Source organism: Enterobacteriaceae endosymbiont of Neohaemonia nigricornis (assembly GCF_012571795.1).
Lineage (GTDB): Bacteria > Pseudomonadota > Gammaproteobacteria > Enterobacterales > Enterobacteriaceae.
Genome location: NZ_CP046222.1, coordinates 417,508 through 444,183 on the forward strand (window position 1 = coordinate 417,508; position 26,676 = coordinate 444,183).

The 26,676-nt window shown below is 18.9% G+C and carries 20 protein-coding genes; 11 read left to right on the forward strand and 9 right to left on the reverse strand.

Annotated features, from left to right (window positions below):
* The first annotated feature begins 420 nt into the window (after positions 1-420).
* Both nrdA and nrdB read left to right on the forward strand, forming a co-directional pair.
* Positions 421-2,706, forward strand: coding sequence for a class 1a ribonucleoside-diphosphate reductase subunit alpha (nrdA, locus tag GJT85_RS02035; RefSeq protein WP_208754549.1), 2,286 nt, complete (start codon positions 421-423; stop codon positions 2,704-2,706).
* Between the two features lie 40 nt (positions 2,707-2,746).
* Entirely contained in the window at positions 2,747-3,877 is a 1,131-nt protein-coding gene (gene nrdB / locus GJT85_RS02040) for a class Ia ribonucleoside-diphosphate reductase subunit beta (protein WP_208754550.1), read from the forward strand.
* A gap of 79 nt (positions 3,878-3,956) precedes the next feature.
* On the opposite strand, the gene GJT85_RS02045 is transcribed toward nrdB, so the two are convergent.
* Together GJT85_RS02045 and GJT85_RS02050 are read right to left on the reverse strand one after the other, a co-directional pair.
* The gene (locus tag GJT85_RS02045) at positions 3,957-5,351 is read right to left on the reverse strand and encodes a basic amino acid/polyamine antiporter (protein WP_208754551.1); all 1,395 of its coding nucleotides are present in this window, start codon (positions 5,349-5,351) and stop codon (positions 3,957-3,959) included.
* Positions 5,352-5,403: 52 nt separating this feature from the next.
* Positions 5,404-6,147 carry a Nif3-like dinuclear metal center hexameric protein gene (locus GJT85_RS02050; RefSeq protein WP_208754612.1) on the reverse strand — a complete coding sequence of 248 codons (744 nt, stop codon included), beginning with the start codon at positions 6,145-6,147 and terminating at the stop codon, positions 5,404-5,406.
* A gap of 182 nt (positions 6,148-6,329) precedes the next feature.
* Between GJT85_RS02050 and GJT85_RS02055 the strand changes: the two genes are divergently transcribed.
* The 5 genes from GJT85_RS02055 to rplS are packed head-to-tail and all read left to right on the forward strand — an operon-like array spanning position 6,330 to position 9,632.
* On the forward strand, positions 6,330-7,700 hold the full coding sequence (locus tag GJT85_RS02055; protein ID WP_208754552.1) for a signal recognition particle protein: 1,371 nt from the start codon (positions 6,330-6,332) through the stop codon (positions 7,698-7,700).
* Positions 7,701-7,737: 37 nt separating this feature from the next.
* Entirely contained in the window at positions 7,738-7,962 is a 225-nt protein-coding gene (gene rpsP, locus GJT85_RS02060; RefSeq protein WP_208754553.1) for a 30S ribosomal protein S16, read from the forward strand.
* Between the two features lie 6 nt (positions 7,963-7,968).
* Positions 7,969-8,487 (forward strand): ribosome maturation factor RimM, encoded by a 519-nt coding sequence (gene rimM / locus GJT85_RS02065; protein WP_208754554.1) that lies wholly within the window; start codon positions 7,969-7,971, stop codon positions 8,485-8,487.
* Between the two features lie 32 nt (positions 8,488-8,519).
* A complete protein-coding gene (trmD, locus tag GJT85_RS02070) occupies positions 8,520-9,263 on the forward strand; it encodes a tRNA (guanosine(37)-N1)-methyltransferase TrmD (protein ID WP_208754613.1) in 744 nt (247 codons plus the stop codon).
* Between the two features lie 18 nt (positions 9,264-9,281).
* Complete coding sequence (gene rplS / locus GJT85_RS02075) at positions 9,282-9,632, forward strand: 50S ribosomal protein L19 (protein ID WP_425482946.1); 351 nt, start codon at positions 9,282-9,284, stop codon at positions 9,630-9,632.
* 21 nt (positions 9,633-9,653) lie between these two features.
* Here the strand turns inward: rplS and recD are convergent, their stop codons facing one another.
* From recD to GJT85_RS02090, 3 genes are read right to left on the reverse strand one after another with little or no spacing between them, the layout of a single operon-like run.
* Entirely contained in the window at positions 9,654-11,501 is a 1,848-nt protein-coding gene (recD, locus tag GJT85_RS02080; protein WP_208754556.1) for an exodeoxyribonuclease V subunit alpha, read from the reverse strand.
* A gap of 9 nt (positions 11,502-11,510) precedes the next feature.
* Entirely contained in the window at positions 11,511-15,026 is a 3,516-nt protein-coding gene (gene recB / locus GJT85_RS02085; protein WP_208754557.1) for an exodeoxyribonuclease V subunit beta, read from the reverse strand.
* 13 nt (positions 15,027-15,039) lie between these two features.
* Positions 15,040-18,150, reverse strand: coding sequence for an exodeoxyribonuclease V subunit gamma (locus GJT85_RS02090; RefSeq protein ID WP_208754558.1), 3,111 nt, complete (start codon positions 18,148-18,150; stop codon positions 15,040-15,042).
* 177 nt (positions 18,151-18,327) lie between these two features.
* Between GJT85_RS02090 and GJT85_RS02095 the strand changes: the two genes are divergently transcribed.
* On the forward strand, positions 18,328-18,990 hold the full coding sequence (locus tag GJT85_RS02095; RefSeq protein WP_208754559.1) for a MutH/Sau3AI family endonuclease: 663 nt from the start codon (positions 18,328-18,330) through the stop codon (positions 18,988-18,990).
* 10 nt (positions 18,991-19,000) lie between these two features.
* Here GJT85_RS02095 and lysA read toward each other — a convergent pair whose 3' ends face one another.
* Entirely contained in the window at positions 19,001-20,269 is a 1,269-nt protein-coding gene (gene lysA, locus GJT85_RS02100) for a diaminopimelate decarboxylase (protein ID WP_208754560.1), read from the reverse strand.
* A 427-nt stretch (positions 20,270-20,696) separates the two neighbouring features.
* On the opposite strand from lysA, the gene GJT85_RS02105 reads away from it, so the two are divergent.
* The 3 genes from GJT85_RS02105 to GJT85_RS02115 all read left to right on the forward strand — a co-directional run bounded on the left by GJT85_RS02105 (position 20,697) and on the right by GJT85_RS02115 (position 23,358).
* Positions 20,697-20,951, forward strand: coding sequence for an HPr family phosphocarrier protein (locus GJT85_RS02105; RefSeq protein ID WP_208754561.1), 255 nt, complete (start codon positions 20,697-20,699; stop codon positions 20,949-20,951).
* A gap of 146 nt (positions 20,952-21,097) precedes the next feature.
* Positions 21,098-22,807, forward strand: coding sequence for a phosphoenolpyruvate-protein phosphotransferase PtsI (gene ptsI, locus GJT85_RS02110; protein WP_208754562.1), 1,710 nt, complete (start codon positions 21,098-21,100; stop codon positions 22,805-22,807).
* Between the two features lie 29 nt (positions 22,808-22,836).
* A complete protein-coding gene (locus GJT85_RS02115; RefSeq protein ID WP_208754563.1) occupies positions 22,837-23,358 on the forward strand; it encodes a glucose PTS transporter subunit IIA in 522 nt (173 codons plus the stop codon).
* Positions 23,359-23,431: 73 nt separating this feature from the next.
* Here the strand turns inward: GJT85_RS02115 and ruvC are convergent, their stop codons facing one another.
* Genes ruvC through aspS form a run of 3 tightly spaced genes read right to left on the reverse strand, consistent with a single transcriptional unit; the run spans position 23,432 to position 26,391 of the window.
* On the reverse strand, positions 23,432-23,902 hold the full coding sequence (ruvC, locus tag GJT85_RS02120; protein WP_208754564.1) for a crossover junction endodeoxyribonuclease RuvC: 471 nt from the start codon (positions 23,900-23,902) through the stop codon (positions 23,432-23,434).
* A 2-nt stretch (positions 23,903-23,904) separates the two neighbouring features.
* Entirely contained in the window at positions 23,905-24,645 is a 741-nt protein-coding gene (locus tag GJT85_RS02125) for a YebC/PmpR family DNA-binding transcriptional regulator (RefSeq protein WP_208754565.1), read from the reverse strand.
* A gap of 12 nt (positions 24,646-24,657) precedes the next feature.
* Positions 24,658-26,391: an aspartate--tRNA ligase gene (gene aspS / locus GJT85_RS02130; protein ID WP_208754566.1), complete on the reverse strand. Its 1,734-nt coding sequence runs from the start codon at positions 26,389-26,391 to the stop codon at positions 24,658-24,660.
* Positions 26,392-26,676 lie beyond the last annotated feature (285 nt).

Below are 26,676 nucleotides of genomic sequence, written 5' to 3' on the forward strand. Positions count from 1 at the left end.
TATATATTATTATATATTTTCATTATTTATTATTATAAATAAAACTATCAATATAAATTATACATAATAATATATTGAGAACATATTAATTATTTTATTAATAAAACTTATTGGTATAATTGTATATAACTAAAAAGAATAAAATATATTATTTTATATCAAAAAATATTATATATATAATAAAAATAATATTTTAAATAAATAATATATTTATTTGATTTATTAAACATTATAAAATCTCATAATATAATCATAATTATTAATTTTAAATATTAAAAAAAAATAAATAATATATACATTAATATATATTGTTTTTTTATATAATTATTTTTTAATCTAAATTAACATACTATTTCATATTTTAAAATTTTAGTATTTTGCTATATGTATAATTAATTTAATATATTTTAAGGTTCTAATATGAATAAAACTATATTCGTTATAAAAAAAAATGGTAATAATGAAATACTAAATTTACAAAAAATATATATAGTATTATCATATGCGTCACAAAATTTAAACAATATATCTATAAAAAAAATAATAAATAAATTACATCTACATATTTATAATAATATTAGTACTACTATTATACATGATATTTTAATAAAAATTACAGCAGATTTAATTTCAGAAAAATATCCTAATTATCAATATATAGCTGCTAGATTAGTAATTTTTAATTTAAGAAAGAAGGCATATGGACAATTTGTACCGCCAAATTTATATAATCATGTTAAAAATATTATTAAATTAAATAAATATGATCCAATAATATTAAAATATTATTCAAAAGAAGAATTCCAATATATGAATGATATATTAGATCATAATCGTGATATGTTATTTTCATATGCTGCTGCTAAACAATTAGAAGGTAAATATTTATTACAAGATCGTGTTACAGGACAAATTTATGAAAGTGCGCAATTTCTTTATATTTTGATATCTGCTTATTTATTTGCAAAATATAATACTAATATAAGAATGTATTATATAAAAAAATTTTATAATGCTATTTCAACATTTAAAATTTCTTTACCTACCCCAATTATGTCAGGTGTGAGAACACCAACTAAACAATTTAGTTCATGTATTTTAATTGAATGTGATGATAGTATTGATTCTATTAATGCAACTGCTAGTGTTATTATGAAATATGTTTCACAAAAAGCAGGTATAGGCATTAATGCTGGACGTATTCGTGCTGTAGGCAGTCCTATAAGAAATGGTGAAGCATATCATACTGGATGTATACCATTTTTTAAACATTTTCAGACTGCAATCAAATCTTGTTCACAAGGTGGAGTAAGAGGTGGAGCAGGGACTTTATTTTATCCATTATGGCATTTTGAAATTATGAATTTATTAGTATTAAAAAATAATAGAGGGATAGATTCTAATAGAATTAGACATATTGATTATGGAGTACAAATTAATAAATTATTATACCAACGTTTAATTAATGGTGATAATATTACATTATTTAGTCCATCAGATGTTCCTGATTTATATGAGGCATTTTTTAAAGATCAACATACATTTGCTACATTATATAAATATTATGAAAATAAAAAAAATATTAGGAAAAAAAATATTAGTGCTATAAATTTATTTACATTAATGATGCAAGAAAGAACATCTACAGGTAGAATTTATATACAAAATGTCGATCATTGTAATACTCATTCAGCGTTTAATGCTAAAATAGCACCTATAAAACAATCTAATTTATGTTTAGAAGTTACTTTACCTACAAAAATATTAAATAATGTTAATGATCCTGAAGGTGAAATTGGTTTATGTACATTAGCGGCATTTAATTTAGGTAGTATTAAAGATTTAAATGAATTACAAAGTTTATCTGATTTAATCGTAAGAGCTTTAAATTGTTTATTAGATTATCAATCTTATTTATTACCAGCAGCTAAAAAATCAGCACTAGGGCGTAGATCATTAGGAATTGGTGTTATTAATTTTGCTTACTATTTAGCTAAAAATAATGTTAAATATTCAGATTATAGTGCTAATAATTTAACTCATAAAACTTTTGAAGCTATACAATATTTCTTGTTGAAAGCATCTAATAATCTTGCTAAGCAAGAAGGACCATGTCCTTTATTTAAGGAAACAAATTATTATCATGGTATATTGCCAATTGATCATTATAAAAAATCAGTTGATAATTTACATACAGAATGTTTACATTATAATTGGGAGAAATTAAGAAAAAATATTAAAAAATATGGATTACGTAATTCAACATTATCAGCATTAATGCCATCTGAAACATCTTCACAAATATCTAATGCTACTAATGGTATTGAACCGCCTAGAGGTTTTATGAGTATAAAAACATCAAAAAATGGTATTTTAAAACAAATAGTACCAGAATTTGATTTATTAAAAGACAAATATGAATTATTATGGGATATTCCTCATAATTATGGTTATCTACAACTTGTAGGTTTAATGCAAAAATTTATTGATCAATCTATTTCAACAAATTTAAATTATGATCCTAAACGTTTTAAATATGATAAAATTCCTGTACAACAACTTTTAAAAGATATTTTAATAGCTTATAAATTAGGTATTAAAACTTTATATTATCAAAATACTCGCGATGGTGCTCAAAATATAAAAGATCAAAATATTCTATTCCAAAAAAATAGTCATTGTACAGATGATTCTTGTACTATTTAATTCATAATAAAAGAATAATTATTAAAATTTGGATAATAAAATGAGTTATACTACTTTTTCTCATAAAAAAAATAATCAATTAAAAGAACCAATGTTTTTTGGACAAAACGTAAATATATCTCGTTTTGATCAACAAAAACATCATATTTTTGAACACTTAATTGAAAAACAATTAAGCTTTTTTTGGCGTCCAGAAGAAATAGATATATCTTGTGATAGAATTCACTATCAAAAATTACCAAAACATGAACAACACATATTTATTAGTAATTTGAAATATCAAACTTTATTAGATTCTATTCAAGGACGTAGTCCTAATATTGCATTATTACCTTTAATTTCTATACCGGAGTTAGAAACATGGATAGAAACGTGGTCTTTTTTTGAAACCATTCATTCTCGTTCATATACTCATATAATTCGTAATATTATTAATGAACCATCTTTAATTTTTGATGATATTATAACAAATAAAAATATTATTTTAAGAACACAAGATATAATCAAATATTATGATGAATTAATTAATGCAACATATTATTGGCATATATTTGGTGAAGGAATTCATTATGTTAATAATAAAAAAATTGTTGTAAATTTATATGAATTAAAAAAGAAATTATATCTATGTTTAATGAATGTTAATATTTTAGAAGCCATAAGATTTTATGTTAGTTTTGCTTGTTCTTTTGCATTCGCAGAAAGAGAACTTATGGAAGGAAATGCTAAAATTATTAGATTTATAGCAAGAGATGAATATTTACATTTGATAGGCACACAATATATTTTAAATATTATGCAAAAAGGTATTGAAGATAAAGATATGGCTAAAATAGCTATAGAATGTCAAGATCAATGTTATCAATTATTTTTAAACGCAGTACAACAAGAACAACAATGGGCAAATTATTTATTTCAAAATGGTTCTATTATTGGATTAAACAAAAATATATTATGTCAATATATTGAATATATTACAAATATTAGGATGAATAATGTAGGGTTAGGAACGCCATTTAAAATATTAAAAAATCCTATCCCATGGATGGATTCATGGTTAATATCAGATAACGTACAAATGGCACCACAAGAAGTTGAGGTAAGCTCTTATTTAGTTGGACAAATTGATTCAACAGTAAATATTAAAGATTTTAATAATTTTAAATTATAATTTAAATATTATTTTTATATGACTGTTTTATATAACAGTCATATAAATACATAAAAAAATATTTTTTATATAAAAAAATTTATTTTATTACTAAATATAAAGCTAATAACGATCCAAATAATAAAATAATAAAAATTATTTTTTCTTTTTGGTTAAAAATTAATATTGTAGGATTATATATTTTAGTTAATAATAATAATATTAATCCAGGAATATATAAAATTAAAGATAATAATAAATGTATAAATCCTGCAGCATATAATAACCATAATCCATAAATACAAGATCCTAAACCAATAAAAATATTAGTTATACTGATTTTATTTTGTAAAGATATTTTTAATAAATAAGCTCCTACTAAAAAATATGGAACTAATATCATTTCTGATGCTAATGTTAATAAATAATTATAATCTATAGCAGTTAACCAAATGAATATTAAAAATATTTGCATACTACTACTGGTTAACCATAAAGCATTAACAGGTGTATGATACATATTTTGTTTAGATAAACATTTAGGAAACATATTATTTTTCGCAGCTATCCAAGGTACTTCTGCAGCCATAATAGTCCAACTCAAATAAGCACCACAAACAGATATAATCAATCCTAATGCAATAAAAATATTTCCCCAACTACCAATAAAAATTTGCATTAATCCTGCCATAGAAGGATTTCTCATACTAGATAAATCTATACGTTTCATAATACCAAAAGATAATAAAGTTACTGATAAATAGATACATAATGCAATTATTACAGCTAGTAATGTAGCTTTTTTAACATCATTTTTATTCTTAGCTTTAGATGATAATATAATTGCTCCTTCAACACCAATAAATACCCATAATGTTATTAACATAGTATTTTTAACTTGGATTAATAATGATGTATCTAATGTTTGACCAATTAAATCAAAATTAAATTGTTTAAAATTAAAAGATATAATAGCTAAAATAATAAATATTGTTAAAGGAAATAATTTTCCAAATGTAGCAATAATATTAATAATAGAAGCAGTTTGTGTACCTTGTAATAATAAAAAATGAATTAACCATAATAATAAAGAAGAAAATAATAATGCTTGCCATGTATTACCATTACCAAAAATAATATGTTTAGAATTATCAGTAAAAAAACTTAATGCAGAACAAACAATTACTAAATAAGAAACATTAGCTATAACAGCACATAGCCAATACCCCCATGCAGAACAAAATCCTATTAATTCACCAAAACCATCTCTTGCATATGCAAATATACCTCCAGTAAGATTAGGTTTTAACTTATGTAATAATAACATTGATGTTGATAAAAAAATAATTCCTATACCAGTAATAATCCAACCAATAATTAAAGCTATTGGGCTAGCAACAACTGCCATATTTTGTGGTAAACTAAATACTCCAGCACCTAACATAGAACTTATAACTAATGCTGTTAATGACAAAAGATTTAACTTTTTATTCAAAATAATTCCTTTATAATGATGATATAATTTAAAAATATAAATATTTATTAATTTAGACAGGGTTGTTTATATCAAGAAAATAAACATCTAAATTATATTTGTATTTTAACCAATCACTTAACATTATTATGCCTCCTCTTTCTGTAGCATGATGACCTGCTGATATAAAATGTACTTTATATTCTTTAGCAAGATGAAAATTCATTTCAGAAACTTCTCCTGTAATAAAAACATCAATGCCAAAAAATATTGCTTCTTCAAAAAATTTTTGACCAGCACCACTACACCATGCAATATTTTTAATTTGATTATTTATATTAGGTCCTAAATGTAATGGTATACGATTTAGTTTTTGTGTAATATTTTTTATAAGTTCTTGTATTGTTATATTTTGTGTAAAACTACCATAAAATACAAAAGGATTAATATTGCCATGAACATTTATATTTAATATTTTAGATAAATAAATATTATTACCTAAAGTAGGATGGATATCTAAAGGAAGATGCCAAGCATATAGATTAATATTATTATTTAATAATATATTTAATCTTTTTTTTTTTATACCCTTAATAGATAAATTATCATTTTGCCAAAATAAACCATGATGTACAATAATAGCATCTGCTTTATATTGTATAGCAGATTGTAATAATTTTTGACATATACTTACACCAGTAATAATTCTTTTTATACTTTTTTTACCTTCTACTTGTAATCCATTAATTGTATAATCATCTATTTTAAGTATTTGTAATTTTTTATTAATAATTAATTCTAATTCATTGTTATTTATCATTTTATTTTTTTAAAAATTATATATAATATATTAAGATGTAAAACATATAATGTATTTATATTAAAATAGTTTATTAAAACGAATAATATAATCATATATTATTGAAAAATTAAAATAAAGAATAAAATATATAAATTATATATTATTAAATATTTTTTTTAAATTATACGGTAATATAAATGTTTGAAAATTTAAGTCAAAAATTATATAAAATATTTTCTAAAATTAGAAATTATGGAAGATTGACAGAAACTAATATTCAAAATACTCTTGATGAAGTTTATACAAGTTTATTAGAAGCTGATGTGTCAATTAAAATCATTAAAATTATTTTACAAGATATAAAAAGTCAAGCTATTGGTAAAAAAATCAATAATAGTTTTACTCCAGGACAAGAACTTTTAATGTTAGTACAAAAAAGTTTAATTAAATTAATGGGTACAACAAGTGTAAATATTAATTTATCATCGCAACCACCTGTTGTAATTATGTTAGTGGGATTACAAGGTTCTGGTAAAACTACTAGTGTAATTAAATTAGCATATTTTCTAAAAAAAAAATATAAAAAAAAGGTTATAGTAACATCTGTAGATATATATAGGCCTGCAGCAAGAGAACAATTAAAAATTCTAGCACATAAAATAAAAATTGATATTTATGAAAATAATCATCATAATAAAGTTTTTCAAATCATAAAATTTGCATTACTTCATGCTAAAATTAATTTTTATGATATACTCATTATAGATACTGCAGGAAGATTACATATTGATAATGTAATGATGAATGAAATTAAAAATATATATAATATTTTAAAACCCATAGAAAATTTGTTTGTTATAGATGCTATGACAGGCCAAGATGCTATAATTAGTGCACAGGAATTTAATCAATATGTACCTATTACTGGTATATTTTTAACTAAAGTTGATAGTGATACTAGGGGTGGTGCTGCTTTATCTGCTAAATATATTATTAAAAAACCTATAAAATTTATAGGTACTGGTGAAAAAATTAATAAGATAGAAATATTTGACCCAAAAATAATTACTAATAGAATATTAGGTATGAAACAAGATTTTTTATCTATTAAAGATATTAAAAAAAAACTTAATGATATAAAAAATCAACAAATTATTCAAAATATTAATAAGAGGAAATCTTTAAGTTTATATGATTTTTTAGAACAACTACAACAAATTGAAAAATTTGGCAGTAATAATATTATAAATATTCTAAATAAATTTAAAATTAATCAACAACAATATTTACATCATCCTATAATGAATATTATTCACGTAAAGAAACAAACTATTAGAGACACTAAAATTATGATGGATTCTATGACACATTTAGAAAAAATAAATGTTGAAATTTTAAATATTTCTAGAAAAAAAAGAATTGCTTTAGGGTCTGGAATATCTTTAAATAATATTAATAATATTCTTAAACAATATAATCAAATAAAATTAATGACTAAAAAAATTAAAAATAATAATAAAATTAGATCTATGTTAAATAATATAACAAATTTTTTTTCTACAAAATAATTATAAATATTAATTTAATAATCAGGTATATAAATACATGCTTAAAATTCGTTTATCTAAAAAAGGTATTAAAAAAAAACCTTGTTATAAAATAGTTGTAACTGATAGTAGAAATCCTAGAGATGGTCGTTTTATTGAAAAATTAGGTTTTTTCCATCCTTTTAATATACATAATAAAACTAAAGTTAATAAAAAAAGAATGGATTATTGGATTTCTAAAGGTGCTATATTATCTAAAAGAATATATTCTTTATTAAAATAATTTTTTATGAATAAAAAAAAAACTAATTTTAATAATAAAATATTAATTATAGGTAAATTTGGTAAGTTTTATGGAATACATAAATGGATTAAGTTATTTTCATATACAGAAAATACAAATGATATTTTTTTATATAAAAACTTATTTATTTTATATACAAACAAAGAAAAATATTTTATAAGTTTTCAACAATATAAAAAAAAAAAATATTTTTATATCACAAAACTAGATAATATTAATTATCAATATATTAACTTAGTTAATCAATATATATATATAAAATATAATGATATTATTACATATAAAAAAAATAATGAATATTATTGGTATGATATTATTGGATGTAATATTATTAATAGCTTTAATCAATTAATTGGTGTAGTTATAAATATAATTGCAACAGGTTCTAATGATGTAATGATTGTCAGATTATATAATAAAAAAAAAATTATAACTATACCTTTTATTTTAAAACAAGTTATTATAAAAGTAGATTTAAATAATCATATTATACAAATTAATTAGAAACATAATGATTTTTATACAGCAATATTATGATGAAAATAAGTGTAATTAGTTTATTTCCTAAAATGTTTGAACCAATTTTAAATTATGGCATTATTCGTCAGGGAATAAAAAAAAAATTATTAAAATTAAATTTTTGGAATCCTAAAGATTTTACTAAGTATAAAAAATATAGAACAGATGAAGCTATATATGGTGGTGGTGGTATTATATTAAGGCCAGAACCTTTAATAGAAGCAATTTGTGCCGCAAAAAAAGAATTAAATAATATACAAACAATTTATTTATCGCCTCAAGGAAAAGTTATTAATATTACATATATTAATTCATTATTAAAAAAAGATATAATTTTAGTATGTGGTAGATATAAAGGAATAGATGAACGTGTAATAAAACATTATATTGATGAAGAAGTTTCTATTGGTGATTATATTCTTAGTGGTGGTGAATTACCAGCTATGATTATTATTGATATAATTACAAGATTAATACCTGGAGTTCTTAATAATATACAATCTAATAGAACAGATTCATTTTATAATAATGGATTTTTAGATTGTCCTAATTACACAAGACCAAAAAATATTAAATATTTACAAGATATTCCTCCAATATTGCTGTCAGGAAATCATAAAAAAATTAAAGAATGGAGATTAAAACATTCTTTAGGTAATACATGGTTAAAAAGACCTGATTTATTAAAAAATAAAAAGCTAACAGATACAGAAATATATTTGTTAAATAATTTTAAAAAAAAGTTTTTAAATTATGAATAATTTTATAGAGATATGTTAATGAATATTATAAGTCTTATAGAAAAAGAACAAATAAAAAAAATAAGTATTCCTAATTTTAGAGTAGGTGATACATTAATAGTAAAAGTTTGGGTAGTAGAAGGTACAAAAAAAAGAATTCAATTATTTGAAGGTATTGTTATTGCAAGAAGAAATAGAGGGTTAAATTCTTCTTTTACGGTAAGAAAAATTTCTAATGGAATTGGTATAGAACGAGTTTTTCCATTATATTCTTATATAATTGATTCTATTATTATTAAAAAAACAGGACAAGTACATAAAGCAAAATTATATTATTTACGCAAATTAACTGGTAAAGCGGCACGCATTAAAGAACGTTTAATAACTTAAAATATAATATATATGTTTTATTTAAATTAATAATTTATAAATTATATTAGAATATTTTTTAATATTATGTTCTATAGCTTTAAATAATATATTATTAGGACTATAAATATATAATTTATTTTTTGTTCTAGTAACAGCTGTATAAATTAATTCCTTATTAAGTAAATGTGAGAATTTATCAGGTAAAATTAATGAAATATTTGTAAATTCTGATCCTTGTGATTTATGTACTGTTATAGCATAAGCAATATCATATGGTGGTAAATTTACTATATCTATAATATTATTTAATGGAAATATTATTTGAAATTTTTTTTTTTCATCATTCCAAATAGTTATTCCTATGTCTCCATTAAATAAATTTAAAAAATTATTATTTTGTTTAATAATTATAGGTCTACCTAAATACCATTCTGTTTCAAAGGCATTATAATGTAATATTAAATTTTGATTAAAAAATTCAGTTTCTAACCTATTATTAATAGTTTTAGTACCAAATAATCCATTTTGTAATACACATAATATTTGATATTTTTTTAATTCTTGAAAAAGATTATGAAAATCTATATTTTTAATATTTTTTTTTAAAAAATATAAATAATTTTTAAATTGAATAATTAAATTTTTTATCATAAATTCATAATCTTTAATATTTAAAATATTATTATATATAATATTATTATATTTATTATTTAATAATATATCTTTAATGATATGTTTTTGATTATATTTTATTGATATAGCTAATTGATGTATACCTGATGTAATTTTATAACGATAATTATTTTTTAATGAGAAAATACAATTTTTTAAATAATATTGTATACTAGATTTATGATATACATATGATATTTTTAATATAGTAGATAACCATATATTATATTTTATAGTTTTACTAAATTTCATAAAATAACATAAATCTTGAAATACATAACCAGGTTCTATAGGTGATAATTGAAAATTATCACCTAATAAAATCAAAAAACTATCATGAGATAAACTTTCTAAAATAATGGTCATTAAATGTAAATCTATCATTGATGCTTCATCTATAATTAATAAGTTTACATTTAAAGGATTTTTTTTATTGAAAATTGTTGTTTGATTATACATATTAATTTTTAATAAATTATGTATAGTAACAGCATTTTTAGGAATATTATTTTTTTCTTGATTATTTAATAAAGGAATAATATCAATAGAGTTAAAAAAAATAGATAATGATTCAGTTAATCTATGTGATGCTTTACCAGTAGGTGTTGCAACTTTTATTTTAAATGATTTTGTAAAACATTTTATAAAAAATAAAATTAGTTTAGATATAATACTAGTTTTACCTGTTCCAGGAGATCCTGTAATAATACTAATTCTATGAGTTATTGACATTAAGGCTATTTGTTTTTGTATTATATCTTGTTCATTAAATATTAAATTTAGTATAGGTATTATACTATCTATATTTATCATGGTATTATTAAATTTATTTTTTATAAAATGTTTTACTATTATGTTTTCTGCTTGCCACATTTTATATATATACAAACATTTATTATATATAATAAATGGTGTTATATATTTCCCAGTATTTACTTGTGGATATGATAATAATTTTTTTTCCCAATCTTCAATACTATTTAATTTAATGATATTAGTATATTTTTCTAAAAATACTTTTTTATTATGAAAAATTTTATTTAAATTAAGTTTTTTAATTGGCAAACAAACATGACCTCTACGCATCATTTTATTTAAATAAGCTATAGCTAATATTAATTCTGGTTGTGTTATATCAGACATAATATTAGCAAATTGTAAATCAATTTCTTTAAAAATTTTACTTTTATATAAAATATTTAATATATTAAACATGTTATTAATTTAATTAAATAATTTTTCTAATGCATGAATTAATTCAAATTTTGGTTTAGTTATCCAAATTCCATTATAATTATCTATTTTTTTATTTATACCTCGTACATATAAATATATAATCGCACCAAAATATTTATTATAATTATAATTAATAATTTTACTACTTAAATATTTATGTAATGCAACAGTATACAATTGATATTGTATATCATAACGATTATAACAAATATTTTGTTTCATATTTTTTATATTATATTTATAAACATTTGATCCCAACCAATGTGATTTATAATCAATAATATAATATTTATCTTCCCATATAAATATTAAGTCAATAACACCATGTATAAAACCTTGAAATTCATTAAAATTAATTAGTGGAAGATAATATGAAATATTATCATATTTTTTAATAATATTATTAAATTTTTGACTAGAAATATTATTTTTAATTGATAAATAGAATTCAAATTCTGTTTGTTTATTTTTACTATTAATATTTTTAAGAATAATATTTGTATAACTTAAGGATTTATTAATAATATTATTAATCCAATTAGTTAACATAATATCCCAAGATATATTTATATTATTTTTAATTAATTCATTTTTAATAAATGATTTTGATACTGGATTTTGAAAATTTATTTTTTCTAAAATAGAATGTATTAATAACCCAGTTGTTTTACCTATAGGAAAATTATGTTGTGTTTTTTTTATATATTTTTTTTTATTTTGTATAAAATAAAAATTATAAAAATATTTTGTATCATTTGTATTATATAATTGTTGTTTTTTTATTTTTGTATAACTTATAATATCTAAATTTTTATATTTTATATTATATTCTTTATAATCATTAATATTATTTAAATTATTTAGTGTTTGATATTGTACATAATAATTTTTTGTTTGTAATAATTTTACATTATCATTAATAATAACTTTAATGTCATCTGTAATTAATTTATTGACGTTATTTTTTAAATCTTCTGTAGTGCTATTATTTTTATTTTTAATTAAATAATGTAAAGCATTAAAATAATTAAAATATTTTTTATATTGACAATGATTTTTAAGATTAGCTATACCAATACTACAATGAAAAATAGCTCTAGTAATAGACACATATAATAATCTTATATGTTCGGATAATGATTCTTCTAATGTATATTTTATATAATTTATATTTTTATTAAAACTTATAATTTTATTAAAATTACTACGATTATGATAAATAACACCATGATCATGTATTAAATCAACAAAATTACAAATAATAAATGGCAACCAAACAATAGGAAATTGCAACCCTTTTGATTTATATATTGTCATAATTTTTATTTGATTTTTTTGATTATCTAATCTAATTTGTTGATTTTCATCTTGATTATTTGGATATGTAATTTGTTTTTTTAACCATTGTATTACATGTACTACATTAGTAGTATTATCTATAGAATTTTGTAATAATTCTCCTATATGTAAAATATTTTTAATTTTTTTTTTATTAAAAAAATATAATATATTTTGTTTATCATAAATATTTTTATTTAAAAACATATATTCTAACATATTTAAAAAACCATATTTATTCCAAAATTTTTTATATATAAAAAATTGTTCCATAGTTTTTAAAATGAGCTTATATTTATTTGGATAATCAAAAAATATTAAATTAATTTCAAATAATGTACTAGATAATAATTTTATAATTAAATATTTATTGCTTGGTTTTATAATAGTTTTTAATAAAATAATTAATTCTTTTGCTTCAATAGTTTCAAAAACACTAATAGTATTAGATAAATATATAGATGGAATATTAAATTTAATAAATTCTTTTTGAATAATATATGCTTCATATTTATTACGTACTAGTATAGTAATATCATTAATATTAACTATTTTCTTGTTTGTACCATATAAAAAATAATTATTATTACTTATTAAATATTTATAAATATTACTAACACATATATATGCTATTCTTTGTTTGAATTTATTTATATTTGTTTCATATAAATCCAACCATAAATTTATACCAGGTTGTATATCATTATTAAATATAAATTTATAATTAATTTTATGTTGTACATATGTAGCTTGATTAAAAATAATATTTTTTAAAACAAAGGTTTGTGACCTATTAGAAAATAATTGATTAATACTTTTAACTATTGTACTAGATGAACGCCAATTATTTTTTAATGTATAACAATTTTTAATTTCTTTAGTAGCTTGTATATAAGTAAAAATATCAGCATCTCTAAAAGAATAAATTGCTTGTTTAGGATCGCCAATAAAAATAATTGGATTAGTAGATTTATTATAAATTTTTTTAAAAATATTATATTGTTGTGTATTAGTATCTTGAAATTCATCTATGAAAGTAATAGGATATATTTTTCTAATGTCTTGAGCAATTTTAACACCAAATTTACTATTCAACCTTTTTAATAAAAGATTTAATAAATCATTAAAACTAATTTTATTGTCTTTTTTTTTTTTAATTTGTATAAAATTAACAACATATTTTAATGCTTGTAATATAATTATATTTTTTAAACTTATTATATTTTTAATACATATATCTATTTTATTAAATAAAATATGTTTAGGAGGATATTTTATACTATTATTTATTAGTATTTGTCTAGAAAATTTTTTTAATTGTGTTGGATAAGTATCATATATATTATTATTTGCCCACACATTAACAATATTAATCCATTTTTGCATATTTCGTTTATTATACATATGTTTATTAATATCACTATTATTAATAATAATAATTATATCTTGATGATATTGTATCCAATATTTTTTAATAATAATTAAATTTTTTTTATTATTATCATATTGCTTACATACATTTATATTATCTGTATGATATTTTATTATAGATGTGGAATAATGATTTATAAATGGTAATATACTTTGTAGTATTTGTTGAGGTGTTCTAAAATATATAAAAATAATTATTGATATATATTCAGGTAATTTATTAATATAATCATGCCAAAATTGTATAATAGCTTCATTTAATAAATAAAACTCATTATTAATAATATTTGTTGTAAAAATATTATAATGATACATATTTAATATTTTTTGACAAAATGAATGAATTGTAAAAATAGAAGCTTTATGAAAATTTAATTCTGCTTGTAATAATAAAGTTTTAGCTTGATTTAAATTTTTAATTTCTTTTATTAAAAGATTTATAATATTATTTTCACTTGTATTATTTATGCATGCTTGACGTAATAAATAAATACTATTTTTAATTCTTTTTCTTAAATGTTTAACAGATATTTCTGTAAATGTTACAACAAGAATTTGTTCAATTTTTAGTGGTGTATTACAATTATTATAGGTTATTAAACCTAATATTAAACGTAAATATATAATAATTATTGTAAAAGTTTTACCTGTACCAGCAGATGCTTCAATTAAATATTTACCTGTTAATTTTTTTATAAATAAATCAAATTCTTTTATACATTTATAATTTATCATAATTTTTAAATGCTTATATTATTTTAAAAAATAAAATATCTAACATCCATTTTTTAATTAAATTTTGAATATTTAAAAATTCTTGTTTATCAATTATATAATTTATTTTTTTAAAATAAAGATCACTATTTTCTTTAACAAAATAACAATTTTCCCAATAATAGAAAAATAATTTTTGTGCTTGTTGTTGTATTTTATTATCATAATTAATATTATTAGTATGTATATCAAAACAACAATTAATCCATATCCAAGAACTTTTCATAGGCAGAATTAATGGATTATTCATACCAGAAATATAACCTTGAATATATTTTGTTAATAATAAACATGCTTGTTTATAAGGAATATATTTTAAATGATATTTAGTATTATTAAATCCTATAATTAGTGCATCTTTTTTATATTTATTATCATGTGCACATAAAATTATATGTTGTATCCATAATGACATAATATCTTTCACATCTATAATTTTAGGTACAAATTTTAATAAATTATTTTGATTAAAAATTAATTTAATTTTACCATATAACTGAATATTATTTAATTTTAAATTAAAAATTTTTGTACTAACAATACTTTTATCAAAATATTGATAAAATATTATACTAATTTTCTGTACTTTTTCTGACCACCAAAAATTACCATAATTACCATATGGTAATATATTACAATTTAAATAATATTTATATAAATAATTTAAATCATCATATTTTATAAATGTATCAAATATTTTTTTATTTATTAAATATTCTTGTAAATAATTTACTAAAAAAGGGTCCACAATATGAAATTGTGTATGATATATATCTTGTAAGTAAATTTTTAATCTTTGATTAAAAAACCCTTTTAATGGATGTTTCCAAAAATTAATAAAATTATTAATATTAATCTTATTAATATCAAGTAATATAAATTGATTTGGTTGTTTATTATTTTTATAATGTAATATAGTATTATTATCTTTTTTAATATAAATATTATTGTCAGAAATTGAATTTAATACAATTTTTATAATACTATTTTTATCTATAATATATTTTTCTTTAATATGATTTATTATCATATTTATAATAGGTGATCTACATTTAGTATTTTCTTGTTTATCATCTATAATATAACTTATATATATTTTTTTTTGAGTTAAAATAAATAATTGTAAAAAATTATATTTATCTTTTTCTGTTTGGTTACAATCATATTGATTATTAAAATATTTTAATAAATTAAATATAAATTGCTGAGATTTTCTTGGAAAATATTCATTATTCATACCAATAATAAAATTAATTTTACAATTTAATGGTTGAAAATTATATAAAGAATAAAAATTAATTGAATTAATTTTAAATCTTTTATATGTTAAAGATTTTAATTTAAATAAAATTAAATCTAATATTATATTAACATGAACCATTTTATTATATTGTGCCATTATTCCATTTTGAATACATGATTTAATTTCTGATAAAAATTCTTGTATATATTTGTATTTTAATGTTGTAGAAGAAAAAAAATCTAAATATAATTTATTAATTATTTTTATCCATTTTGGTAAAATATATTTTTTATTTAAAATTTGTTGCCATTTATATAATGTTAATAAAAATTTTGTAAAATTACCTAATAAAATACTGGATGAATTATTTATACTTGTATATGGAATAACATTATTCCATAATATTTTTTTATCATTTATTGCATAACCTAAAAACATACGATGTAATCCTAATTTCCAAGTATATTGATCTTCAGGAAAAATAATATTTTTAAAATTTGTAAAATTTAAATTATGTTTAATACCAATTTCTTTAATCCAATATTGTAAATAATCAATATCTGTTAGTTGTATATGAAATTTTCTTAAAATATATTTATTTTCTAATAAAAAAAAAATATCTTCAGGTGTTATGTTTGTACTAGATAATTTTAATAAAAATATAAATTTATCTTTAATATTAATTAAATATTCATTATGAAAATCATTAAATATATTAAATGCTAATGTTTTTTTACTAAAAATAGTTTTAATGAAAGATTTATATAATTTTATATTAGGAGTAGTAACAATAATATCATGTAATAATAAATTTTTATCTTTAGATAAAAGCTCTAAAATATTATTATATAATAATTCTATTTCTGTTTTAATACTTTCACATGAAAATATTTGAATAGATTGATCTTTACTTAATATTGTTTTTTTTTTATTAAATGATTTTGCATAAAAAATATCATTTTGTATCTCAGTTAATAAATTTACTGAATTAATAGGTACAAATGTTTCAATAATTCTAGATGGTATTTCAATAAATTTATCTATATTATATAAACCACATTTTCCTAATTGATTTAATAAACTACTATTTTTTGTTAAATATTTCCAATAATATTTACATGGATTAAATATTAGAATATGTATTTCGATATATTTTTCTACTAATTGTAATAATTTAAGGTATATTATAGGAATATCATGTATAAATAATATAAATATCTTTTGTGGTATAATATTATTAAATTTGATATTATGACATGTTTTTAAGTAATTATATAATTTGCCATGATGCCATAATGTTTTTTTTGAAATATTATGATAATTAATAATTTTATACCATAATATAGCTTGCCAAACTTCATTTAAATTATTTTTATTTAAATATTGTTTATTATCCCATGTTAATAATAATTCTGGTTTATATTTTTGATATTGATCATATATATATGCAATTTTTGTTGATAAATTAAAAAAAGAATAAAAATCATCCATTTTATGAAAATATTTTGTTAAATAAATAAATTCAGGTGAATTAATTAATTTTGGCAAAAATTTCATTATATACCAAATACAATAATTTTTATCTAAAAATATATCATATTTTATTTCAGGAAAAATATTAGTAAATAATTCTATAATAAAATTATCTATAAAAAAATATTTTATATTCGCATGTATACCAGTATGTTTTGCAAAAAATAATTTGAATCTTTGAATAATATTTGATTGATTTATTAATATAACTTCCGGTTGAAATATATTGTGTATTGTTTTTTTTTGAATTTGTAATTGAATGATATAGAATAAATGTTCTAAATTATTGGAATAATATATTGTAAACATGTTTTAATAAGAATTTTATGATATATTAAATATATACTTAATATAGTTATATTGTTCTTATTATATATAAATTAATAGTTTAATTATATAATTATTTATATTTTTTTTAAAAACAATATATTTACTTTTAGTTAGTTGTAATGTTTTTATAAAAAAACATTATATATAAATAAAATAATGCATACAAATATTCATAGTATAAAAATTTTAATATTAAAATTAAAATTAATTATAGGATATAGTATTACTGATATAGCAAAATTTTTAAATTATCCTATTCCTATAAATATAAAATATAATAAAGGTTTTGCTGGACAATTAATAGAATATTATTTAATAGGACGACATATAAATAATAAATATCATCAAGATTTTGAACATCTGGGTATAGAAATTAAAACTATTACTATAAATAAAAATTTTAATGTATTAAATGATAGCTATATTTGTACATGTTCTTTATTTAAAAATAATAATATGTTTTGGAATACTAGTATATTATATAAAAAATTATCCATAATTTTATGGATACCTATTATTACAAATAGTATTAATACTCCTTTAAAAGAAAGAATTATTGGTCATCCTAAATTATGGAGTCCAACAGTAGATGAAAAAAAAATTTTATATAAAGATTGGTATAATTTAATTCAATTATTAATTCTAGGTCAAATACAAGAATTAAATAATTATTATGGTTCTATATTAATTATTAAAAATAAATCGAATAAAAAACAAAATACTAAATTTATAGATTATTTAGGAAATGTTTGTTATACATCTCCTAAAGCATTTTTTTTAAAAAAAACTTTTTTTAATAATACAAATTTTTTTATGTAAATATATATATTTAATATACTTGTTCTAATGAAATTAATTCTTGTATTGTTTGTTGACGTCTAATTTGATGTATTTTATTATTATAAATAAATATTTCAGGTATTAATGGTCTACTATTATAATTTGAGGACATTGTAGCACCATATGCTCCTGTATCATGAAAAATTAAATAATCATAAATTTTTATATTTATAGATAATAAAATCGTAGTAATATCTCCATTATTTAACTGTGTAAAAACATCTCCAGATTCACATAAAGGACCAGCAATAATAGTTGGTATTTTTATATCTTGTGAAAGATCTAATCCTTCATAAGAGATTGCTGATACATGATGAAAACTACCATACATAGCAGGTCTAATTAAATCATTAAAACCAACATTAACTAATATAAATCTTCTATTATTTATATTTTTTATAGCATGAACTTGACAAATTAATATACCTGATTCAGCTACTAAAAAACGTCCTGGTTCAATTTCTAGTGTTATATTTTGTTTAAAATAATTTTTAATTATATTCCTAGTATGATCCCATATATTAAAATAATTATTAATATTAATAGGTGTATCATTATTTTTATATGGTATGGGCAATCCACCTCCTACAGATATAGCACATATTTTAGGCATATATGGTTGTGTTACATTATATAACATAGCATTACATACTTTTTGTAAATGATGATAATTTACACCAGAACCTATATGCATATGTATACCAATTAAATTAAATTGATATTTTTTAATAATATTAAGTGTTTGTTCTATTTCAGAATACCATATTCCATGTTTACTATTTATACCTCCTGTATTAGTTTTTTTATTATGTCCATAACCAAATCCAGGATTAATACGTAACCATATATTATGCTGTTTTTTTAATTTTCCTAATTGATGTAACATATCAATAGATCCAATATTAACAGTAATATTTAATTCAATCACACATTTTAATGTATTTTTTTCAAAAATATCTGCAGTAAATATAATATCTTGATTAGGATTATATCCAGCATATAAAGCTCTTTCTATTTCACCTAATGATACTGCATCAATTTTAACTTGTTGTTTTCTCATAAATTTTAATATGTGAATATTAGAACATGCTTTTTGAGCAAATCTAATAATATCAAATTTTTTTAATTGTAATATTTTATTTTTAATATTATTTGCATAATATACCCAACAAGGAGTGTAATATTTTTTTATAATTTTTTGTATAATTTGAATAGATAATTTATTTTTATTATTTTTGTAATCAAATATTATATTCATAATAGAATTATTCTATTGTTATTTAATATTATTAATATAATTAATATTACTAGTATTTGCATAAAAATGCTTTATATTTTTTATATAATATATATACTTTTATAAATAGAATAATTAAAATGATATAATTTATATGTTTTTTTAATATAGTAAATCATATTATCTTATTAATATTTAAAAATTAAAATTATAAATTTCATATTATTTAAATTTGTTTTTTTTATTAAAAATCAGTATCATAAGTAAAAATTTAAAAAAATATAATATTTATTATTAATTATAATTTTAATAATATAAATATTATATTTTATATTATTATTTACCAAATACTTATATTTAATAAAATAAATCAATTATATTGATGTATTGTAAAATATTTGTATGGCTATATAATAATTTCAAATATATAAAATTTTAGGGAAAAATAATGGTACAAAAAGAAGTTATGATTAATAACCAACATGGTTTACATACTCGTCCAGCAGCTTTATTTGTAAAAGCAGCTAAATCCTTTAAATCAGATATTACTATTACATATAATAATGTTACAGTAAATGCTAAAAGTTTATTTAAAATTCAAACATTAGGTTTAGTTAAAGGAACTATTATTACTTTAACTGCTTCAGGACTAGATGAACAAAAAGCTATAGATCATTTAGTAAATATTATTAAAACATTATAATATATATAATATAATTATAAAATAAATTCTAAATATATTAAGTAAGTTTTATTAGAAATAAAATATTATTAATATAATAATTTTTAGCTAAAACTTAAAAATAATTTAATAAAATTATTAAATTATATAATTATTGAGGTAAATATATGATTTCAGGGATTATAGCTTCTCCTGGTATTACTTTTGGTAAAGCTTTTTTATTAAAAGTTAATAATATTATTATTAATCATAAAAAAATTAATAAATATCAAGTTAATATAGAAATTAATAAATTTATTAATGGACAAAAAGAATCTATAAAACAATTAAAAAATATTCAAAATAAAAAGAATATAGATAATAATCATTGTACAAAACAAACAATCATTGAAAGTCACATATTATTATTGCAAGACGATGAAATGATAAAAGATGTAATTATATTAATAAAAAAATATTTATTGTCTGCTGCTGCTGCTGTAGAAAAAATTATAAATAAACAAATAAAATTATTAGAAAAATTAAATGATCAATATTTAAAAGAAAGAATAATTGATATTAAAGATATTGGTAGTCGTTTAATTAAAAATATATTAAATATTAATATTAATGATTTTAATGATATAAACAAACAAGTTATTTTAATTGCAAAAGATTTAACACCATCTGAAACTGCACAGTTAAATTTAAAAAATATTCTTGGTTTTATTACTGATTTAGGTAGTAGAACTTCTCATACTGCTATTATGGCTCGTTCATTAGAAATACCTGCTATTGTTGGAACAGGTAATATTACAAAACAAGTACAAAATGATGATTTTATTGTTTTAGACAGCATAAGTAATAAAATTTATATTAATCCTGATAATAATATTATTAAAAATATTAAATTAAAACATAATAAATATATTCAAGAAAAAGAAAAATTAGTAAATTTAAGTTTTTTACCATCTTATACTAAAGATCATTATAAAATAACAGTTGGTGCTAATATTGGTTCCATACAAGATTTAAATAATGCAAAAAAAAATGGTGCTGAATGTATTGGTTTATACCGTACTGAATTTTTATTTATGAATCGTATTTCCTTACCAACAGAGGAAGAACAATTTAATGCATATAAAAATGTAGCAGAAAAAATGAATAATCAATCTGTAATTATTAGAACATTAGATATAGGAGGTGATAAAAATATACCATATATGAATTTACCTAAAGAAGATAATCCTTTTTTAGGATGGCGTGCTATTAGAATTACTATGGATCGTAAAGATATTTTACATACACAATTAAGAGCTATACTTAGAGCTTCTATTTTTGGTAAATTATCTATTATGTTTCCTATGATTATTTCTTTAGAAGAAGTTTTATTATTAAAATCAGAATTAAATTTTTTAAAAAAACAATTATATAAAGAAAAAAAAGATTTTAATTCAAAAATATTAATAGGTATTATGATTGAAACACCAGCTTCTGCTATTATTTCAGAATCCTTAGCTAAAGAAATTGATTTTTTTAGTATAGGTACTAATGATTTAACACAATATACATTAGCGGTTGATCGTGGTAATGATTTAATTTCACATTTATATAATCCTATGCATCCAGCAATATTTTATTTAATAAAAAAAGTTATTGATGCTTCTCATGCTGAAGGAAAATGGACAGGAATGTGTGGTGAATTAGCAAGTGATGAAAAACTTATTCCAGTATTATTAGGGATGGGATTAAATGAATTAAGTATGAGTGCTATTTCTATACCAAAAGTTAAAAATATAATCCGTAATATTAACATGTCACAAGCTAAAGAATTAGCTAATAAAATTTTATCAGAATCCACTGCAAAAAAAATTAATCAATTATTAAATAATAATTAATATTTATAAAATAAAAGGATAATTATAGAATGTTATTTAACAAAATTTTTAAAAAAAATACAGAAATAAAAAAACATATTTGTACACAAATTTTTACACCTATTACAGGAACAATTATTGATCTTAAATATGTTCCAGATCCAGTTTTTGCTGATAAAATTGTTGGAGATGGCATAGCAATAAAACCTACTGGTAATATTATTGTTGCACCAGTAGACGGGATTATTGGTAAAATTTTTGATACTAATCATGCTTTTTCTATTATTACAAAAAATAATATAGAATTATTTGTACATTTTGGCATTGATACTATTAATTTACAAGGTAAAGGTTTTAAAAGAATTTTCAATTTTACTACAAATAATAATACAGTAATAAAAGGTGATAATATTATAGAAGTAGATTTAGAATATTTAAAAAAACATGCTAAATCTATTTTAACACCTGTAATTATTTCTAATATTGAAGACATCAAACAAATAGTAAAAGTTAAAAAAAATAAAACCAATGTAATAGCTGGCATGGATATAATATTACAAGCATACAAATAAATATATTTTATTTTTTATAAAAAATAATATTTTAAAATTGCAAATAAAAATTTTATATATAAAATATAATAAATTAATTAATAATTATACGACTATGTGTAATAGCAACAGCTAAAGCATCTGCAGCATCTTGATTAGGTATATCGGATAAATGTAATATTATACGTACCATATTTTGTATATGTATTTTTTTTGCAATACCAATACCTCCTACTACTAATTTAATTTTAGTATTAGAATATTCAAAAATAGATAAATTATGATTAATAGCAGAAATTATGACAGCACTGCTAGCATAACTTAATTTTAAAGCAGAATTTATATTTCTAGCAATAAAAACTTTTTCTATCGCACAATCTGTAGGTTTAAATGTATTAATAATATCACTTATTTTAGAATAAATTATTTTTAATCGCATAGGGAAATCTTTAATTTTGGTTTCAATACATCCACTATTAATGTAAATTAATTTATCTTTATTTTTTTTAATTAAACCATATCCTGTTATTCTTGAACCAGGATCAATACCTAGTATAATAGACATAATTATTGATCTATAATAAAATCAGCATTATGATAGACTTTTTGTATATCATGATTAGATAGTAAATCTTTTATTAAAAATAATATTTGTTTTTTTACACATTGATTTACTTGTTTTTTTATATATGGCACTATATTAAATATGATTTTTATAGGCTTTATATTAAATGTTTTAGATTGTAATAAAATATTTTTATATTTATTTTTTAAAAAAATCATTTCAATAGTATCATGATTAATTATAAAATCTTCAGGAACTAATTTTTCAGCAATATCCATAATTAGATCAATATTATGATTAATTTGATATATAAAAGATACTAAATATTTAAATATATGATTTACTATGTTATAATTTTGTAGTGTACCACCATATTTATATAAAGTATGACGTATAAAACTTACAGTACGATTACAATTATCAGTTAAACAATTAATCATAAATGTTATATTATTCATATACCCATAATATATAAGATTTTTCATATGTATATTTTGTGTTGTTTTAATATTTTCTTTAAAATATTTTGATATAATTTTATTAATCATTATACGATTCATATTATATGATAATGCTTTACTTATAACTAATTTTAGTCGATTATTATATTGTGGGTTTATATTATTATTTAATTTAATTGCTGTATGCAATTCTTTAATTATTTTAGAAAAAATTTTATCTTTTTTACGATCTTGTAAAGCTTTACGATAACGTGTATTAACCCATTTACTATGTCCAGACATAAAATAACATTCCTATTTTATATTGTTAATAATCCATCCTACATCATGTAAAATATTATTATTGAAACTATTAGGTGCATTAGTTAATAAACAAGAAGCAGATGTTGTTTTAGGAAAAGCAATTACATCTCTAATATTATTAGTATTTGTTAATAACATTACTAATCTATCTAATCCTAATGCTATTCCTAAATGTGGTGGTGTTCCATATTGCAATGCTTCTAAAAAAAAACCAAAATTTTGTTGTTGCATTTTATCATTTAATTTTAATAAATTAAAAATAATTTTTTGTATATTATAATCATGAATTCTTTTAGAACCACTACCAATTTCGTATCCATTTATTACAATATCATATGAATCAGATATAATTTTTTCAGGTTTTAAGGTTAATACTTTCAGATCTTCTATTTTTGGTGATGTAAATGGATGGTGCATAGATGTTAAATTACCTAATTTATCTTTCTTAAATAATGGAAAATTTATAATCCATAATGGGCACCATATATCATGTTTAATGATATTGAAATCATGACCTAATTTTGTTCTTAACATACCCATAGAATATATATGACCTAAATTTTTATTAGAACCAATAAAAATAATATCATTATTATTTAGATTAAATTTTTGAATAATATATTTTGCTTCTGTATTATCTAAATTTATTAAAGAATTATTATATTCTATTATACTAATAAGATTTAAATGTTTCACTTTAAAAATATTTAAATCATAGGTTCCATATTTTTTCATATAAATATGATATTTATAAAATGAATCTTTATATGATATTTTAAAATCTTTTTTATTTATAATAATAGCAGTTATTAAAGAATGTTTCCTATTATTTATATACTGTGTTATATCAATTAATTTTAATGGATTTCGTAAATCAGGTTTATCACTACCATAATATTTCATTGCCTCATGAAATGTTAAAACATCAAATTTTTTTAATTGAACATTTAATATTTTATTCCATACATAAGTTATCATTTCTTCAATAAAATTTCTAAATATATTAGAATGTACAAATGAAATTTCTATATCAATTTGTGTAAATTCTGGTTGACGATCTGAACGTAAATCTTCATCACGAAAACATTTAGCAAATTGATAATAACGATCTACTCCTGCAATCATTAATAATTGTTTAAAAATTTGTGGAGATTGCGGTAAAGCATAAAAACTATTTTTATGGATTCTACTAGGCACTAAATAATCTCTAGAACCTTCAGGAGTAATATGTGTTAAAATTGGAGTTTCAATATTTAAAAAATGATGTTTTTCTAAAAATAATCTAATTATATTACTAATATAAGATCTATATTTAATAATATTAATCATTTTATTTTGTCTTAAATCTAAATATCGATATTTTAATCTATTTTCTTCTATATTAATATTATTATTATCTATAGGTAATTTTTTTGATTTATTAATTATTAATATTTTAAAAACAATTATTTCAACTTTACCAGTATAAATATTAATATTTGGTTTTTTTCTTGGAACTATTTTCCCAGTAATTTTTACACAAAAATTATTACGTAATGTTTTTGCAATATTATATACATCACTATTTTTAGAAGTAAATACTGATTGTATAATACCTTCTCTATCTCTTATATTAGCAAAAATTAACTTTCCTAAATCTTTATAATTTTCAATCCATCCATAAATAGTAATAATTTTATTAATAAATTGTTCATTAATTTTCCCACAATAAATTCTAAATTGCATAACATATTTTCCTTATTAATGTATAAAATATTTAATAAGTAATTTATAAAAATCATATTTTTTATATTAAATAAATATTATATATATTTATTAACAAATATTTTTTTTAAAAATTATTATGTAATTCGTTTATTAAAACATATAAAATTATTTTAATAATTATAAAATATAATCTTTAAATTTAATTAAATAAGTTTGTTTTTATATTGTAAAATTATTAAAAAATAAAACATTAACATGTAATTATTTAATAATATAGTATTATTAATTATTACATAATATTTA